Source organism: Actinocorallia aurea, assembly GCF_054783995.1.
Window position 1 is genome coordinate 318,662 of record NZ_BAAGPQ010000038.1, and the last position, 14,973, is coordinate 333,634.

Annotated in this window: 13 protein-coding genes; 8 read left to right on the forward strand and 5 right to left on the reverse strand. The window is 72.7% G+C overall.

Annotated elements, in window-relative coordinates:
* Positions 1 to 63: 63 nt before the first annotated feature.
* A complete protein-coding gene (locus tag ACYVOM_RS39770; RefSeq protein WP_460308803.1) occupies positions 64 to 738 on the forward strand; it encodes a hypothetical protein in 675 nt (224 codons plus the stop codon).
* Between the two features lie 52 nt (positions 739 to 790).
* On the opposite strand, the gene ACYVOM_RS39775 is transcribed toward ACYVOM_RS39770, so the two are convergent.
* The 3 genes from ACYVOM_RS39775 to ACYVOM_RS39785 all read right to left on the reverse strand — a co-directional run bounded on the left by ACYVOM_RS39775 (position 791) and on the right by ACYVOM_RS39785 (position 3,697).
* Positions 791 to 1,678 (reverse strand): lysylphosphatidylglycerol synthase transmembrane domain-containing protein, encoded by an 888-nt coding sequence (locus ACYVOM_RS39775; protein ID WP_460308804.1) that lies wholly within the window; start codon positions 1,676 to 1,678, stop codon positions 791 to 793.
* Between the two features lie 111 nt (positions 1,679 to 1,789).
* Positions 1,790 to 3,076 (reverse strand): ArsB/NhaD family transporter, encoded by a 1,287-nt coding sequence (locus tag ACYVOM_RS39780; protein WP_460308805.1) that lies wholly within the window; start codon positions 3,074 to 3,076, stop codon positions 1,790 to 1,792.
* Between the two features lie 144 nt (positions 3,077 to 3,220).
* Positions 3,221 to 3,697 (reverse strand): CBS domain-containing protein, encoded by a 477-nt coding sequence (locus ACYVOM_RS39785; protein ID WP_460308806.1) that lies wholly within the window; start codon positions 3,695 to 3,697, stop codon positions 3,221 to 3,223.
* A gap of 183 nt (positions 3,698 to 3,880) precedes the next feature.
* Here ACYVOM_RS39785 and ACYVOM_RS39790 point away from each other — a divergent pair, with 183 nt between their 5' ends.
* Entirely contained in the window at positions 3,881 to 4,912 is a 1,032-nt protein-coding gene (locus ACYVOM_RS39790) for a HAMP domain-containing sensor histidine kinase (RefSeq protein WP_460308807.1), read from the forward strand.
* The gene (locus ACYVOM_RS39795; protein WP_460308808.1) at positions 4,909 to 5,565 is read left to right on the forward strand and encodes a response regulator; all 657 of its coding nucleotides are present in this window, start codon (positions 4,909 to 4,911) and stop codon (positions 5,563 to 5,565) included. Before ACYVOM_RS39790 ends, ACYVOM_RS39795 begins: the two co-directional genes overlap by 4 nt.
* An 18-nt stretch (positions 5,566 to 5,583) precedes the next feature.
* Here ACYVOM_RS39795 and ACYVOM_RS39800 read toward each other — a convergent pair whose 3' ends face one another.
* On the reverse strand, positions 5,584 to 6,450 hold the full coding sequence (locus ACYVOM_RS39800) for a hypothetical protein (RefSeq protein WP_460308809.1): 867 nt from the start codon (positions 6,448 to 6,450) through the stop codon (positions 5,584 to 5,586).
* Positions 6,451 to 6,697: 247 nt separating this feature from the next.
* A complete protein-coding gene (locus ACYVOM_RS39805; RefSeq protein WP_460308810.1) occupies positions 6,698 to 7,228 on the reverse strand; it encodes an ATP-binding protein in 531 nt (176 codons plus the stop codon).
* 139 nt (positions 7,229 to 7,367) lie between these two features.
* On the opposite strand from ACYVOM_RS39805, the gene ACYVOM_RS39810 reads away from it, so the two are divergent.
* The 5 genes from ACYVOM_RS39810 (at position 7,368) to ACYVOM_RS39830 (ending at position 14,967) form a co-directional block, all read left to right on the forward strand.
* Positions 7,368 to 7,604 (forward strand): DUF397 domain-containing protein, encoded by a 237-nt coding sequence (locus ACYVOM_RS39810; RefSeq protein ID WP_123668043.1) that lies wholly within the window; start codon positions 7,368 to 7,370, stop codon positions 7,602 to 7,604.
* Positions 7,605 to 7,809: 205 nt separating this feature from the next.
* Positions 7,810 to 8,706, forward strand: a complete 897-nt coding sequence (locus tag ACYVOM_RS39815; RefSeq protein WP_460308811.1) for a helix-turn-helix domain-containing protein — start codon at positions 7,810 to 7,812, stop codon at positions 8,704 to 8,706.
* Positions 8,707 to 9,124: 418 nt separating this feature from the next.
* Positions 9,125 to 10,981 carry an AfsA-related hotdog domain-containing protein gene (locus tag ACYVOM_RS39820; RefSeq protein ID WP_460308812.1) on the forward strand — a complete coding sequence of 619 codons (1,857 nt, stop codon included), beginning with the start codon at positions 9,125 to 9,127 and terminating at the stop codon, positions 10,979 to 10,981.
* Positions 10,978 to 13,587, forward strand: coding sequence for a PEP/pyruvate-binding domain-containing protein (locus ACYVOM_RS39825; protein ID WP_460308813.1), 2,610 nt, complete (start codon positions 10,978 to 10,980; stop codon positions 13,585 to 13,587). The genes ACYVOM_RS39820 and ACYVOM_RS39825 overlap by 4 nt, the downstream gene beginning before the upstream one ends.
* A 141-nt stretch (positions 13,588 to 13,728) precedes the next feature.
* The gene (locus ACYVOM_RS39830) at positions 13,729 to 14,967 is read left to right on the forward strand and encodes an MFS transporter (RefSeq protein WP_460308814.1); all 1,239 of its coding nucleotides are present in this window, start codon (positions 13,729 to 13,731) and stop codon (positions 14,965 to 14,967) included.
* Positions 14,968 to 14,973: the final 6 nt, after the last annotated feature.

Sequence of the window (14,973 nt, forward strand, 5' to 3'; positions counted from 1 at the left end):
TGTTCGACCTGCCGTCACCGGAGATTCCGGATGCGGATCCGGAGCGTGACCTAGGGTGAGGGGATGGGGGAGATGTACAGCGTCGAGCTGGCGGCGGACGCCGAGCTCGCCTACACGGGCGTCTGGATGAGCGGGCTGCGGGGCCAGCGGATGTTCCGCGAACTCGACCTCGCCGAAGCCGATGACGAGGTGCTGGGCGAGGCTGCCGCGATGACGTGGCTGCGGGTCATGAAAGCGCGCGGCCCGTTCACCGACGCGGGCGTGCGGCGCCTGGCGGACCTGCGCGAACTGTTCGACCTCTGGCTGGACTCCGACCGCATCGAGGGCGACTTCACCCTGCCCGACAGCCCGCTGCGCGTCCTGTCCCTGCGCGGCGCCGCCCTGGAGGACAGGTCGCTCCGGCTGACCGGCCGCTACCCCGACCTGCGCGTGGTCCGCTGGTCGTCGGACGGGGCGCGCGGCGACGGCCTCGGCTGGCTCCCGCTCGGCGTGCGGATGCTCTACCTGCGCCTGCCGAACCTGGACCCCGACCGCCTCGGCCTGCTCGCGCAGCTCCCGCACCTGGGCACCCTGACGTTCTCGGGCACCGCCCCGTCCGTCGAGCTGTCCGCGCTGCTGGCGGGCCTCGGCGGCGAACTGTCCCGGGTGGACTTCCTCGGCGTGGAGCGTCCCGAGGCCGCGGCGATCCGGCCCCTGACGGAGGCCGGGATCAAGGTCAACACGGCGCAGCCGGTATGAGCACAGCCGGTATGAGCACAGCCGGTATGAGCACAGCCCGTCCGAACATCGGCTAGCGGGCGAGCGCCAGCCGGGACGCGGCGATCCCGATGGGCACCGGCGCCCAGTAGGTGATCACCCGGAAGACCAGGACGGCCTGGAGCGCGGGCAGCGCCGCGATCCCGAGCAGCATGAGCGTCGCGGTGAACGCCGCCTCGGTGGTGCCGACCCCGCCCGGGACGGGCACGGCCGCGCCCACGAAGCTGCCGACGAAGTAGGCGCCGAACAGCACGCCGAACTGCGCCGGGTCGGTCCCGGTGCCGGGCACCGCGAGGACGGAGAGCCCGAAGGCCAGCGCCAGCACGATGGCCACGGCGACGGACGAGGCGAGCACGCCGAGCAGGTCGCGGGGCCGCCGGGCGAGGTCGCGCAGTGCCTCCCAGGACTCCTGGAGTGCTTCGCGAGGGCTCCGGCCGCCCTTGCGCCGGGCCCGGCGCACCGCGAGGACCCCCAGCCCGGCGACGGCCAGGGCCGCGAGGCCCGCGAGCAGCGCGATCCGCGGGTCGGCGAGTCCGGCGGCCGGCCCGCCGAGGCGGTCGGCGACCCCGTCGAGCGCCTTGAGGTCGCCGGTGATCGCGATGACCGCGAGGACGACCACGATCCGGCCGACCCCGAGCCCCGCGGCGTAGGCGGTGACGGCCGTGGCCGCGGCGGGCAGGGCCATGCCGCAGACCGTCAGATACCGGGCGTTGACCGCGATGCCGCCGAGGCCGCCCGGGGTGAACCGGGCGGCCGCGGCGGCGGTGAACTGGGTGAGGGTGGTCCGGCCGAGCGCCAGTGGACGCCCCGCGGCGGCCCGCAGGGCGGTGGCCTCGAACACGTAGTGCAGGACGGCGAGCAGCCCCAGCACGGGGACGACGCCCCAGTGCATCGCCCGCATCGCCTCGATGACCGCCTCCATTTCCGGGAGTATGCCCGGTGCTGGATATGCGGACTGTCAGTCTTCGGGACACGGGCGGCAAAAGGGAAGGGCGGGACTGTCGCGTCCCGCCCGGCCCCTGCGCGGCGCGGGTCAGGCCAGCACGAAGTACCTGAGCCAGACGTACGCCCAGGCCATCGCGGTGGTCAGGACGGTGACCAGCAGGCCGTACTTGGTGAACTGCCAGAAACTGATCTTGTGCCCGGTGCGCGCGGCGATGCCGATCGCGACGACGTTGGCGCTGGCCGCGACCGCGGTCCCGTTCCCGCCGAAGTCGGCGCCGAGGGCGAACGCCCACCAGAGCATCTCGCCGTCGCCGGGGGTCGCCGCGACCATCTGCTCGACGATCGGGGCGACGGTGGCCACGTACGGGATGTTGTCGAAGAACGCCCCGAAGACCGCCGAGCCCCACAGCAGCACACTGGCGGCGACGAAGGTGTCGTCGGCGAAGTTGGCGGAGATCCACTCGCCGATGGTGGCGATGACCCCGGTGTGGACGAGTCCGGCGACCATCGCGAACAGGCCCATGAAGAACACCAGCGTCGGCCATTCGACCTCGGCCAGCACGTCGTTCACGTCGGTCTTGGACACCAGCAGCATCACCCCGGCGCCGACGAGCGCGACGATCGAGGGCTCGACGTGGAACACCGAGTGCAGGGAGAACCCGGCGATGACGAAGCCGAGCACGACGAGGCTGCGCACGAGCAGCTTGGAGTCGGTGATCGCCTTCTTCTCGTTGAGCGCCATGACGGCCGCGACGTGCTCAGGGTGGTACTCGAACGACTTGCGGAACATCACCCGGGTGAGCAGCACGAACACCACGAAGACGATCACGACGATCGGCGCCATGTGCACCAGGAAGTCGTTGAACGTCAGGCCCGCGCGGCTGCCGATGATGATGTTGGGCGGGTCGCCGATGAGGGTCGCCGCGCCGCCGATGTTCGAGGCCAGGATCTCGGCGATCAGGTAGGGCTGCGCCGGGATGCGCAGCCGGTCGCAGACCACGACGGTGACGGGCGCCACGAGCATGATGGTCGTGACGTTGTCCAGGAACGGCGAGGCGACGGCGGTCAGCCCCATGAGCATGACCATCAGCTTGTAAGGCCGCCCGCCGGATCTCTTGGCCGCCCAGATCGCCAGGAAGTCGAACAGGCCGGTCTGCTTGATGATCCCGACGATGATCATCATCCCGAACAGGAGGAAGATGACGTTCCAGTCGATCCCCGCGTGCTCGGAGAAGAAGACCTCCGCGCCGGGGATGATCCCGAGCAGGACCATCAGGCCGGCCGCGACGAGGACGACCTTGACCTTGTGCACCTTCTCGCTCGCGATGAGCGCGAAGGCGACGGTGAAGATGGAGAGTGCGACGATTCCGGTCACCGCGCGTACCCCGGGGGTCCGGCGTCTTCCGAAGTCCTAGTTTTCAGGCATGACAAGTCGACATAGTCGGACATGGATCTCTCCCAAAGGTGAAGGGTGCGCGAAAACGCGGAAGGCGGCGGTCAGGCCGCCGCCCGGGTCCTCTTACTCGACTGTTTCGCCGGTCTCGCCCGGCCCGAGGATGGCGAGGGCCGTGAGCAGCCGGTCGAGGGTGATCGCGCCGATCAGCGCGCCGCTCTCGTCCACGACCGCGGCGAGCGGGCTGCGGGTCCGCGCCATCAGCGCGGCGACTTCGAGGAGGTTCGTGTCGGGTCTGACGGTGGCGGGCCGGGCCGGGGCCTCGGGCAGGCATTCGCCGACGGTCCGGTCGCCGAGTTCCTGCCAGAACAGGTCGGCGTGCGCCTCGTCGACGGTGCGGGCGAGCGCCGGGGTCTCCCGGTAGGCTCCCGGGATGGCCAGCCGGAGCACCTGCGTGCCGGGCAGGACCGACCAGGGCCTGCCCCTGCCGTCCACCACGATCAGGCCCGGGAGCCGGCGCACCGCCATGAGCTGTACCGCGCGCATCACCGAGTCGTGCACGGTCACCGTGGGCAGGTTCGCGGTGATGTCGCGTGCTCGCATTCCACCATCCAGAGTGATTTTCATGGTCACAAAGACCTCCTCGTCCCTTCATTTTGGGACGAAAAGGACATTCTCACTATCGGGTCCTGCCCCCAGATCGGGATGGGGGCGCACCCCCACGCCCCCATGTCATGGGGGTCGCGGCCGATTGACCCGCGCGCGCCGGGTGAGGACGCTGGGGTGATGCGGGCGAACAGACGCGGGGCGGACGAGGCGCCCCGCAGGGTGAGGGGACCGGGGCATCCGCTGTTCTGGCGGCTGTTCCTCAGCAACGGGCTGGTGTTCGCGGCGGGGACGCTGGTCCTCGCCCTGTCCCCCGCCACGGTGTCCGCACCCGTCGTCTGGCGGGAGGTGCCCGTCCTGCTGGTCGGGCTGGCGCTGATCCTCGCCCTCAACGGCTACCTCCTGCGGCGCGGCCTCGCCCCGCTCGACCAGCTCACCGCGGTCATGCAGCGGGTGGACCTGCTGCGCGGCGGCGACCGGCTGCCCGAGCGCCCGGGCGGCGACCTCGGCCACCTCATCGACACCTTCAACCGGATGCTCGACCGCCTGGAGACCGAGCGGACGGCCAGCGCCGGCCGCACCCTCGCCGCCCAGGAGGCCGAGCGGATGCGCATCGCCCGGGAGTTGCACGACGAGATCGGGCAGAGCCTCACCGTCGTCCTGCTCGGCCTCAAACGCACCGTCGACCGGGCCCCCGACGAACTCGCCGACGACCTGCGCACCGTCCAGGAGTCGGTCCGAGGCAGCCTGGAGGAGGTCCGCCGGATCGCCCACCGGCTGCGGCCCGGCGTGCTGGAGGACCTGGGGCTGCGCAGTGCTCTGAAGTCCCTCATCAGCGACTTCTCGCGCACCAGCGGCCTGCCCGTCACCCGGCACCTCGACCCGCGACTGCCCGAGGACCTCGGCCGGGACGTCGAACTCGTCCTCTACCGGGTGGCGCAGGAGAGCCTCACGAACGTGATCCGGCACGCCGGGGCGTCCCGGGTGGAGATGTCCCTGACCCTGGAGGGCGACGGCATCGTGCTGTCCGTCGCCGACGACGGCAGGGGAGACGAGTACGGCGACCACGTGGAGGGATCCGGCATCCGCGGCATGCGGGAGCGGGCCGGGCTGATCCGGGCCCGCCTGACGGTCGAGGCCCGCCCGCAGCAAGGCACCCGGGTCACCCTGACGGTGCCGGGACAGGCCGTCGAGGCCGGGAGAGAGAAGTGACCGTGGAGAAGACCCGGATCCTGCTGGCCGACGACCACGCCCTCGTCCGGCGCGGCCTGCGGCTGATCCTCGACTCCGAACCCGACCTCGCCGTCGCCGCCGAGGCCGCCGACGGGGCCGAGGCGGTGGAGGCGGCGGCGTCCGGCGGGGTGGACCTCGCGGTCCTGGACATCGCGATGCCGCGGATGACCGGGCTGCAGGCGGCGCGGGAGATCTCCCGGCGGGCCCCGCAGGTCAGGATCCTCATGCTGTCGATGTACGACAACGAGCAGTACTTCTTCGAGGCGCTGAAGTCCGGCGCGAGCGGCTACGTCCTGAAGTCGGCGGCCGACCAGGACCTCATCGAGGCGTGCCGGGCCGCGATGCGCGGCGAGCCCTTCCTGTACCCGGGCGCGATGACGGCGCTGATCCGGGACTACCTCCAGCGCGAGAGGCAGGGGGAGCGGCTGCCCGACAGCATCCTCACGCCCCGCGAGGAGGAGGTCGTCAAGCTGATCGCCGAGGGCAACTCCACGAGGGAGATCGCCGAGACGCTGTTCATCAGCGCCAAGACCGTGGACCGGCACCGCTCGAACATCCTGGCCAAGCTCGGCATGCGCGACCGCCTGGAGCTCACCAGGTACGCGATCCGGGCGGGCCTCGTCGAGCCCTGAGCGGGGCCGCGCCGGTCCTCAGGAGGCGCCGACGAGCCAGTCGGGGTCGGCGCCGAGCCAGGTGCCCGGGACTTCGGCGGAGGTCCAGCGGCGGCCGTCGAAGACCGCGACGCCGCCCGCGCCCGCGCACTGCACCCCGGACCTGCCGAGGGCGAGGGCGTTGACGCGCAGCGGCGCCCGCGCGCCGGCCCACTTGCGGCCGGTCCAGTGCAGGAGGGTGTCCCCGGCGGCGGCGTAGGCGGTGCCGCGTCCGCAGCTCAGGGCCGTCACGGGCCCGGTGCGGGTGCGCCACTCGCGCCACGTGCGGCCGTCGTGGTGCAGGATCAGGCCTTCGCGGTCGCGGGCCCCGGCGACGAGCAGGCTCTCGCCCGCGACGGCCAGGGCCAGCAGCCGGACGGGCCGTCCGGGCACCTCGACGGGCTTCCACACCGCCCCGTCGTGGCGCAGGACGACCGTCGCGGGGAACCCGTGGCCGACCGCCCAGGACCCGCGCACGCCCGTCAGGACGTAGGGGAATCCGAGTTCCGGCGGGTCGTCGTCGTGCCATCCGGCGGGGCCGCGGCGCAGGAGCAGGGGCACTTCGGCGAGGCGGAGCCGGTCGAACGCGCCGCCCGCCGCGACGGTGCCGTCGACCGCGGTGAGGACCGCGCCGTGCAGGGCGGCGGCCGGGGTCGGCGGGGTCTCGGCGGCCCAGGATGTCCCGTTCCAGGCCAGGATCAGCGGCCCGTTCCCGCGAGCGCCGACCGCGTAGGGCTCGGACACCGCATGCAGGATGAAGTCGCTGCCGGGATCGGGGACGGGTGTGCGGTGGAAGCCGTCGGCCTCGCGCCGTGCGGCCGCCCCCCGCACCGTCCGCGCCGCGGCGACGGGACCTCCGACGTTCATGGCGTGAAACTACAGGCGGACGTGTCGGTCATGTGCCCTCACCGCCCCGGAACTCAGACCCGTTTACCTGTTTACCCACAGTAGGTCGGGCCGACCCGGGACAAGACGGTTTCGGCATTCCCGATTCCTCCCGCCGCCTGCGCGCCACGGCGCCGTACGGCACCGTTCACAGCACAGAACGGACAGGGGATCTCCGGTTGTTCCCAGGGCCGTCCTGACCTCTGGGCCGGGAAGGAGGAGAATCGGGTCAGACGACGAGGGCGAACGACGACCAGACGGCCTTGCCGCCGGTCGACAGCGGCGCCCAGCCCCAGGCCTCGGCGAGGCCCGCGACGACCTGGAGGCCGCGACCGCTCTCGGCGAACTCGTCGGGCTCGGCGAGCACCGGCGGTTCGGGGTTGGGGTCGGTGACGATCGCCAGGACGCGCCGCTCCTGCGCCATGAGGATCAGCTGGATCGGCGCGCGGGCCACCTTGTGCCGTCCGGGCAGTCCGTAGCGGACGGCGTTGGTGACGAGTTCGGAGACCACCACGGCCGCGTCGCCGAAGACGCAGGAAAGGTCCCAGCCACGGAGCGTCTCGCGGGTGAAGTCGCGGGCCGCGCCGGGTGATCCCGGATCGCTGCTGAGCGGGCGTCTGACGAGCCGGTCGGTGCCCGAGGAGGGGGGCGTGGGCCAGTGCGCGGCTTCGAGGGTCGGCAGCATCGCAGGCCATCTGCCCTCATCGGCGCAGGAGAGCCGACGGCTGTGGATCATGCGAGGAGCCCGCTGAAGGGTCATGGAATGTCCTGTCACGACCGGATGATGCGTCGGGTGGGTGTCCGCTATCTTTCCCTTCGACGCGTGCAGGTGCAAGAGCTTCTGCACGTGCATCTGCCCTTGCGGCATAGAAAGATCGTTGTTGGAACGGAGCAAAGTCATGGGGGAACACGCGCTGAAGCCGTCCCTTCACGGACAGGCGCCCGGGGGCTGGCTGAAGAGCCGGCGGAGCAACCCCAGCGGCAACTGCGTCGAGTTGAGCGAACTGCCCACCGGGGAGATCGCCATGCGCAACTCCCGCCACCCGGACGGCCCTGTGCTCGTCTACACGCGGGCGGAGATAGAGGCGTTCATCGGAGGGGCCAAGGACGGTGACTTCGATCATCTAGTCGCTTAGGAAGTCACGGGGTACAAGAGGGCGCCGATGCGGCGGCGCCCTGCCTCGTCGCTGCGGTCGGACCGTTCGAAGCGGCCTGTCATGTCCGAAATGCGAACGGGTGGAACGCGTCGGCGCACCATGGGATACTCGCGTGTTCCGGCGTGGGGGAGCACCGATCCTCGCGCCTCCGCCTTCGGTAGACCCATGGATCAGGGAGCCCCGGATGGTCCCACCCGCACCGGCCACCGTCTTGCGCCTCTCACCAGAGGCGGGAGGCGGCCCGACGGTCCTGCGCATCCTTCTCGGGGCGCAGCTGCGCAGGTTGCGCGAGGCCAGGGGCATCTCCCGGGACGACGCCGGATACGCGATCCGCGCCTCGGACTCCAAGATCAGCCGTCTGGAGCTCGGCCGCGTTTCCTTCCGCGAGCGCGACGTCGCCGACCTGCTCACGCTCTACGGCGTCCAGGACGAGGACGAGCGCGCCAAGGCCCTCAGCCTCGCCAGGCGGGCCAGCCGCAACGGCTGGTGGCACCGCTTCAACGACGTGCTGCCCAAGTGGTTCGAGAACTACATCGGCCTGGAGGAGGCGGCGAGCCGCATCCGGTCCTACGAGGTGCAGTTCGTGCCGGGCCTGCTCCAGACCGAGGGCTACGCCCGCGCCGTCACGCTCCTCGGGCACGGTTCCGCGCCCGCCGAGGAGATCGAGCGCCGCGTGGAGATGCGGATGCGCCGCCAGGCGCTGCTGGAGGGCGAGGAGGCCCCCCAGCTGTGGGTCGTGGTGGACGAGGCGGCGATGCGCCGCCCGCTCGGCGGGCGCGCGGTGATGCGCGAGCAGCTCGCGCACCTCATCGACCTGTCGGACGCGCCGGGGGTGACGGTCCAGGTCGTGCCGTTCGCGCGCGGCGGCCACGCCGCGGCCGGCGGCCCGTTCAGCATCCTGCGCTTCGCCGAGCCGGACCTCCCCGACATCGTCTACCTGGAGCAGCTCACCAGCGCGCTGTATCTGGACAAGCGCGACGACGTCGAACGCTATCTCGCGGTGATGGACCAGTTGTGCGTGCAGGCCGAGCCCGTCGCGGCGACGGCCGACGTTCTGACCCGCATCCGCAACGAGCTGTAACCCTGCGAGAGCGTCCCGGAAGCGTCCCGGAAGCGCCCGGCCCGGTCCCTTGACCTGCGGCCGGGCGTTCTTCGTTGCGGGGGGAACAGATGCGGCCGGGGCGGCTGGAAAAAGAGAATGGCACCGTTGCGCAATTCACCGGGCGCGTTGACTGCGGTCCGAAATGCGGTGTTGACTCAAGTTGGCAGAGTGAGATCCCTTACCAGGCAGGGATTTCGGCCGATGCAGTGACCTGCGACACTCTCGAATGGGACGCCCTGTTAAAGGTGTGTGAACGTCCGCGACGCGGCCTGTGTCGATTTGACAACAAAGATCAGATCATCTTCGATGGCCTTTCTTGGAGGGATATTTCAGGACGGTTCGTGATCGGTCCGGCGCGCTGCGCGATGAGGACCGGGACACGCGGGGAGAGGCTGGCATGACCGGGACGACCGCACTGGCCGGGGCGGGCGAGGCGCCCGCCGAAGCGCCCGAGATGACCATCGGCGGCGAGCACGCAGAACCCGTCCCCGCCGCGCTCTCCGCGCTCCCCGGCAAGCGGGCGCTGTTCGCGGTCGACAGCTACTTCCGCGACGGCTGGGACGACCTGACCGCGACCGCCCCCGACCCGTGGACCCTCCTCGCCGTCCACGCCACGGTGCTGCTCACCCCCGACGCCGTCGCCGGCCGCCGGCTGGAGGCCGCCCTCGACTGGCTGCTGGCCCAGGACGCGGTGATCGTCGCCGCCGAGGCGCTGCGCCTCGACCGGCACAGCACCCGCGCGCTGTGGTGGTACCAGTGGAACGTCGCCACCCGCGAGCGCCGCGCCCTGACCGACCTCCTGGCCACCGCGGGCGAGAGCCTCCTGCTCGTCGCCAGGCTGCCGCGCGCGGCCATCCCCGCGACCCTGCGGATCGGCCAGCGCAAGGGCAGCGCCGAGCCTTCCCGCCGCCGACAGCTTCCGCGCCTCCTCGACGGGCAGGACGACCGGGCAGGCGGCCTCGTCACCTTCGCCCACACCGCCGACGAGCCCGCCGACCTCGTCCGCGAGTTCGGCATCCTCCTCGACGGCCCCGACCGCCGCCGTGTCTTCGGCGACCTCGTCGCCGGGCACGACCGCGAGGCCGAGGCGCGCGCCCTCATCGCCGACCTCTACGCGCGCGTCCCCGCCCACGACCTCTCCTTCGCCGCCGCGCGCGAACGCGCCGAGGACGGCGCGCCGGACCGGCCGTGGGACGACGTCGTCCTGGGCGGGGCGGAGCTGCCCCCGTCCGTCGCGGACAAGGCCCCGCTGGTGACCGGCGTGACCACGGCGCAGTGGGCGCACCTGGAGGCGCAGCCTTCGCGCCCGCTGCGCTTCGACCGGACCCTGCCCTACCGGCTCGTCCACAAGGCCGGGCCCGCGGGCGTCCTGCTCACCGACCAGGTCGCCGCGCCCGGCGGGGCGGTGCTGCTGGCCGGCGAGCTGCCGACCGCGCACCGCTACCTCAACGACGTGCCGCGCAGCGGCTCCGGCGTCGACCTCGCGCCCATCCTGGAGCTGGCCAGGCAGAGCGGCTGCGTCCTCGCCCATGCCCACCACGGCGCGCCCGACGACGTCAGGTTCGCCCTGCGCGCGCTGCGGGCCGCGCTGGTCCCCGGCGCGGGCGCGCACCGGCGCGTCCGCATCGAGGCGACCGTCACCGAGGCCCGCCGCGACGGACTCGACCTCGCCTTCGCGTTCTTCGGCCTCGACGACCTCTCCTCGCCCGGAGGCGGCGCCGACGGCGTGCCGCTGGCGACCGCGGCGTCGTCGTTCTGCTGGATGAGCGAGTCGGCGTGGCGGGCCGAACGCGTCGCCGCGCGGGCCAGGCACGGGCTCGGCCCGGAGATCGGCGCGCCCGACATGACCGGGACCTTCCCCGCCGCGCGGGCCGTCGGGCGCAGCCACGACGACAACGTGGTGCTCGCCGACCCCGTCTGGCGGACCGGGACGATGAGCGCCCGCGTCGTCGTCGACCCCGCCAACCCCGGCCTGTTCGACCGGCCGCAGGACCACGTCCCGCCCGTCGCGCTCCTGGAGGCGGGCCGCCAGGCCGCGCTGTGGGCGGTCTCCCGGCATCTCGCGCTGCCCGCCGGGCAGCTCACCGTCACCGCGCTCGACAGCCGGCACCCCGGAATCGGCGAACTCGACGCGGCCCTCGCCTGCGGCGCGCGCATCGTCGCCGACCGCGGCGGCAAGGCCTCGGTCGCGGTGTCCTTCGTCCAGGACGGCGTCGAGGTCGGCACGGTGACCGCCGAGGTGGTGCGCGCGTGATCGGCGGCAAGGCCGCACAGCTGCGCCGGCTCGCAGACGCGGGCCTCACCGTGCCCGCGTGGTCGGTCATCGGCCTCGACGTGCTCGCCGCGTTCCGCGAGCGGTCGGGGCTCGACGCCGAGATCGCCGGGCTCCTCGCCGGACTCGACCCCGACACCGCCTACGACGTCGCCGAGCGGATCGGCAAGGCGTTCTCGGTGACCCCGCTGGACGGCACCGCCCTGTCGGCCATCTGGCGCGCCTACGACGCGATCGGGCAGGGCACCGTGGCCGTCCGGTCCTCCGGGGCCGACGAGGACCTGCCGAACGTGTCGTTCGCCGGGCAGTACTCGTCGTTCCTCGGGCTGAACGGGTTCGACGCGGTGGCCGAGCATGTCCGGGAATGCTGGGCGTCGGCCTACTCGGCGAGCTCGCTGGTCTACCGGTGGCTGCACGGGCTGCCGACCGACCGGATCGAGCTGGCCGTCATCGTGCAGCGCCTCGTGCCCGCCGAAGTCTCCGGGGTCATGTTCACCGCACATCCCCTCACCGGGGACCGCACCCAGGCCCTGATCAGCTGCGTGTACGGGCTGGGGGAGACCCTCGGGTCCGGTTCGGTCGACCCCGACACCCTCACCCTCGACCGGGAGAGCGGGGTCGTGGGCGACGCCGTCATCGGGGAGAAGGCCGAGCGGCTCGACGCGGGCCCTGACGGGCCGGTGCTCAGCCGGGTGCGGGGACACCACCGCGAGCGGTTCGCGCTCACCAACGAGCAGGTGGGCGAGCTGGGCGAGCTCGGCGCCCGGGTGGAGGAGCTGCTGGGCTGCCCGCAGGACATCGAGTGGGCGCTGTACGACGGCTCCTTCCACCTCCTGCAGGCCCGGCCGATCACGACCCTGAAGGAGGCCGAGGGCGAGCTGCGGGTGTGGGACAGCGCCCACATCGACGAGTCCTTCGGCGAGGTCACGGCGCCGCTCACGTTCAGCTTCGCGCGGCTGACGTACCAGAAGGTGTACCGGGACCACGTGCGCGCGCTCGGGGTGCCCGAGAGCGACATCGCCCGGATGGAGGAGTGGTTCGGCGACCTGCTGGGCTACTTCGACGGACGGGTCTACTACAACGTCCTCAACTGGTACAAGATCATCCGGCTGCTCCCCGGATACAAGCTGCACCGGCGCGTCCTGGAGCAAGCCCTGGGCGTCCGGGAGACCTCGGACGAGCTGGCCGAGGCGCAGCACCCGATCGATTCGGCCGGACGGCAGCGGCTCGTCAGGTTCCGCGTCGCGGCCCGGTTCGTCCGGATGTTCTTCGGGGCGCGGCGGTCGGTCGCCTCGTTCGCCGACGACTTCGCCGAGGCGTGCGCGGAGTTCGAGAGCGTCGACCACGCGCGGCTCCCGGGGCACGAGGCCAACCAGGCGCTGCACCGGCTCGAAGACCGGCTCCTCGCCCGGTGGGGCCCGACCGCGGTCCTCGACAACGTCCTCATGCTCTCCTTCGGGGTGCTCCAGACCCTCAACCGGCGCTGGCTGGCCGATGCGCCGCCCTGGGTCGTCTGGGAGGCCGTCCAGCCCGGCGACGAGCCCTCCGCGCCCGCCGCGCGGATGGCCGCGATCGCCGCGGGCCTGGCCGGGCGCGCCCGCCTCGCCGTCGAGATCGCCGCGCGCCCGGCCGCCGACCTGCCCGGGTGGCTCACCGAAGCGCGCGGCGACGACGCGGCATGGCTGCGCGCCGAACTCGGCGACTACCTCGCCGAGTTCGGGCACGTCGCGAGCGGCTCGCTGAACCTCGAAGAGCCCGACCTGCACGACGACCCCGCACGGCTCATGGCACTGCTCCAGGAAGCCCTCCAGGGCGTCGCGGGAGCCTTCGGGGAGGCCGCAGCCGCCGCGCGCCGCCGCTCGGAGGCCGACGACTACCTCGACGACCACCTGAGCGCCCCCAAGCGGTTCGTGTACGACCTCGTGCGGACGAAGGTCCGCGAGGCGCTCCGCGAACGCGAACGCGTCCGTTACGCCCGTGTCCGCGTGTTCGGCGTGGCCCGCCGCATGTTCCACGCCATCGGCCGCGACCTGGAGTCGGTCGGCGCGCTCGGCGACCGGCGCGAGGTGTTCTTCCTCAAGCTGGAAGAGATCCGCGCCGCCTACGCCGGCACCCTGAACCACCGGGAGCTGCGGCCGCTCGCCGAACTCCGCCGCGACCAGCAGAACCGGCAGAGCCTCATGCCCTCCCCACCGCCCCGGTTCACCACGCGGGGCAGCGTGTACTGGAGCCTGCGCGACCCCGACCCGGGCGATGCCTCCGGCGACGTCCTGCGCGGCATCCCCTGCGCGCCCGGCATCATCACCGGGCCCGCCCGCCGCCTGGAGGGCGGGCAGGACGCCCCCGCCGACGCCGAAGGCGGCATCATCGTCGCCCGCCGCGTCGACCCCTCCTGGGCGGCGGCCCTGCCCACCGCGTCCGCCCTTCTCCTGGAGCGCGGCGGCCCCCTGTCCCACGCCGTGATCGTCGCCCGCGAACTCGGCATCCCCGCCATCGTCCGCGTTCCCGACCTCACCTCCCGCGTCACCGAGGGCATGACCCTCGTCGTCGACGGCAGGAGGGGCACCGTCCGGATCGCCAGGCCCTGACGGCCGGGGCCGGAGGATTCGGGCGGCAAGCCCGTAAAATCGCTCCTGACCGCATGGCGGCTGTCCCTCTGGTTTCGGGCGGTATCTACCCCGGTCTGTGGCTGCGTCGAGAACGAAAGGGCCGGGGCTTTGAAGGCGTATGTGGCGGTTTTGGGGACGCCGGGGGCCTGGCGGTTCCTGCTGCCGGGGATCTGCGCGCGGCTACCGCACGCGATGCTCCAGATCGGGACCCTGCTCCTCGTGGAGTGGGCGACGGGATCCTACGGGTGGGGCGGGCTCGCGGCGGCCTGCGCGTCCGTGGCGCAGGCCCTCGCGGCGCCGCAGACGGGGCGGCTCGCCGACCGGCGCGGGCAGCGGGCCGTGCTCGTCCCCCAGGTGCTCGTGCACGCGGTGGCGCTCGGGGCGCTGCTCGCCGCCGCGCAGACGGGAGGGTCGCCGGGCCTGCTCGTCGTGCTCTCCGGCGTGGCGGGGGCGACGATGCCGCAGGTCGGGTCGATGGTGCGGGCACGATGGGCGCACCTGCTGCCGCGGGGGAGCACCGGCACGGCGTTCGCGGTCGAGGCCGTCACCGACGACCTGATGTTCACGCTGGCGCCGGTCGTGCTGATCGCGGTGGCGACCGCGGCGAGCCCGGTGTGGGCGCTGACCGGGGCGCTCGTCCTCGTCGTCTTCGGGACGCTGCTGTTCGCCGCGATCAGGACCGGCAGGCCCGACCCGGTGCCCGCCACCGCGTCGGGCGGGACGCGGGTGCTCGCGCTGCCGGGCGTCGCGGTGGTCGCGGGCGCGCTGCTGGGGGTCGGCACGGTCTTCGGCGCGCTCCAGGTGGCGATCACCTCCTACACGGCCGAGATCGGCGTGCCCGGCGCCGCGGGGACGATCTACGGGACGTTCTCGGCGGGCAGCCTCGCCGGCGGACTCGCCTTCGGGGCGTTCCGGCTGAAGGGGCCTGCCCCGCGCCGTCTCGCGGTCCTGCTCGGGGTGCTCGCGGCGGCCCTGCTGCTGCCGCCGCTGGCCTCCTCGACCGGCCCGCTGTACGCGGCGGCCTGCGCGGCCGGGCTCATCGTCGCGCCCGCGCTCATCACCGGCTACACCGTCCTGGACGGCCTGGTGCCCGCCCACGTCAAGACCGAGGCCTACACGTGGCTGACGGGTGCGACGGGCCTCGGCATCGCGGCGGGCGCGGCCCTCGGCGGACAACTCGCCGACCGGTTCGGGCCCTCGACGGCGTTCCTGCTCCCTCCCGTCACGGTCGGCCTCGCCGCGGTCCTCGTCGCGTGCCGCAGGACACGGCTGGAGACGGGTGCGACGGAAGTGCCCGGAACGGCGCCTGAGACCATTGGTCTAGACCACTCTTCGGAGTGTTTGGTGAACAGACGGTGATGTCTA

What these genes read in the sequence shown, in the direction of transcription:
- ACYVOM_RS39770 (WP_460308803.1), top strand. Translation starts at nt 64, where the DNA reads ATGGGGGAGATGTACAGCGTCGAGCTGGCGGCGGACGCCGAGCTCGCC.
- ACYVOM_RS39775 (WP_460308804.1), bottom strand. Translation starts at nt 1,678, where the DNA reads ATGGAGGCGGTCATCGAGGCGATGCGGGCGATGCACTGGGGCGTCGTC.
- ACYVOM_RS39785 (WP_460308806.1), bottom strand. Translation starts at nt 3,697, where the DNA reads ATGCGAGCACGCGACATCACCGCGAACCTGCCCACGGTGACCGTGCAC.
- ACYVOM_RS39790 (WP_460308807.1), top strand. Translation starts at nt 3,881, where the DNA reads ATGCGGGCGAACAGACGCGGGGCGGACGAGGCGCCCCGCAGGGTGAGG.
- ACYVOM_RS39800 (WP_460308809.1), bottom strand. Translation starts at nt 6,450, where the DNA reads ATGAACGTCGGAGGTCCCGTCGCCGCGGCGCGGACGGTGCGGGGGGCG.
- ACYVOM_RS39805 (WP_460308810.1), bottom strand. Translation starts at nt 7,228, where the DNA reads ATGACCCTTCAGCGGGCTCCTCGCATGATCCACAGCCGTCGGCTCTCC.
- ACYVOM_RS39810 (WP_123668043.1), top strand. Translation starts at nt 7,368, where the DNA reads ATGGGGGAACACGCGCTGAAGCCGTCCCTTCACGGACAGGCGCCCGGG.
- ACYVOM_RS39815 (WP_460308811.1), top strand. Translation starts at nt 7,810, where the DNA reads ATGGTCCCACCCGCACCGGCCACCGTCTTGCGCCTCTCACCAGAGGCG.
- ACYVOM_RS39820 (WP_460308812.1), top strand. Translation starts at nt 9,125, where the DNA reads ATGACCGGGACGACCGCACTGGCCGGGGCGGGCGAGGCGCCCGCCGAA.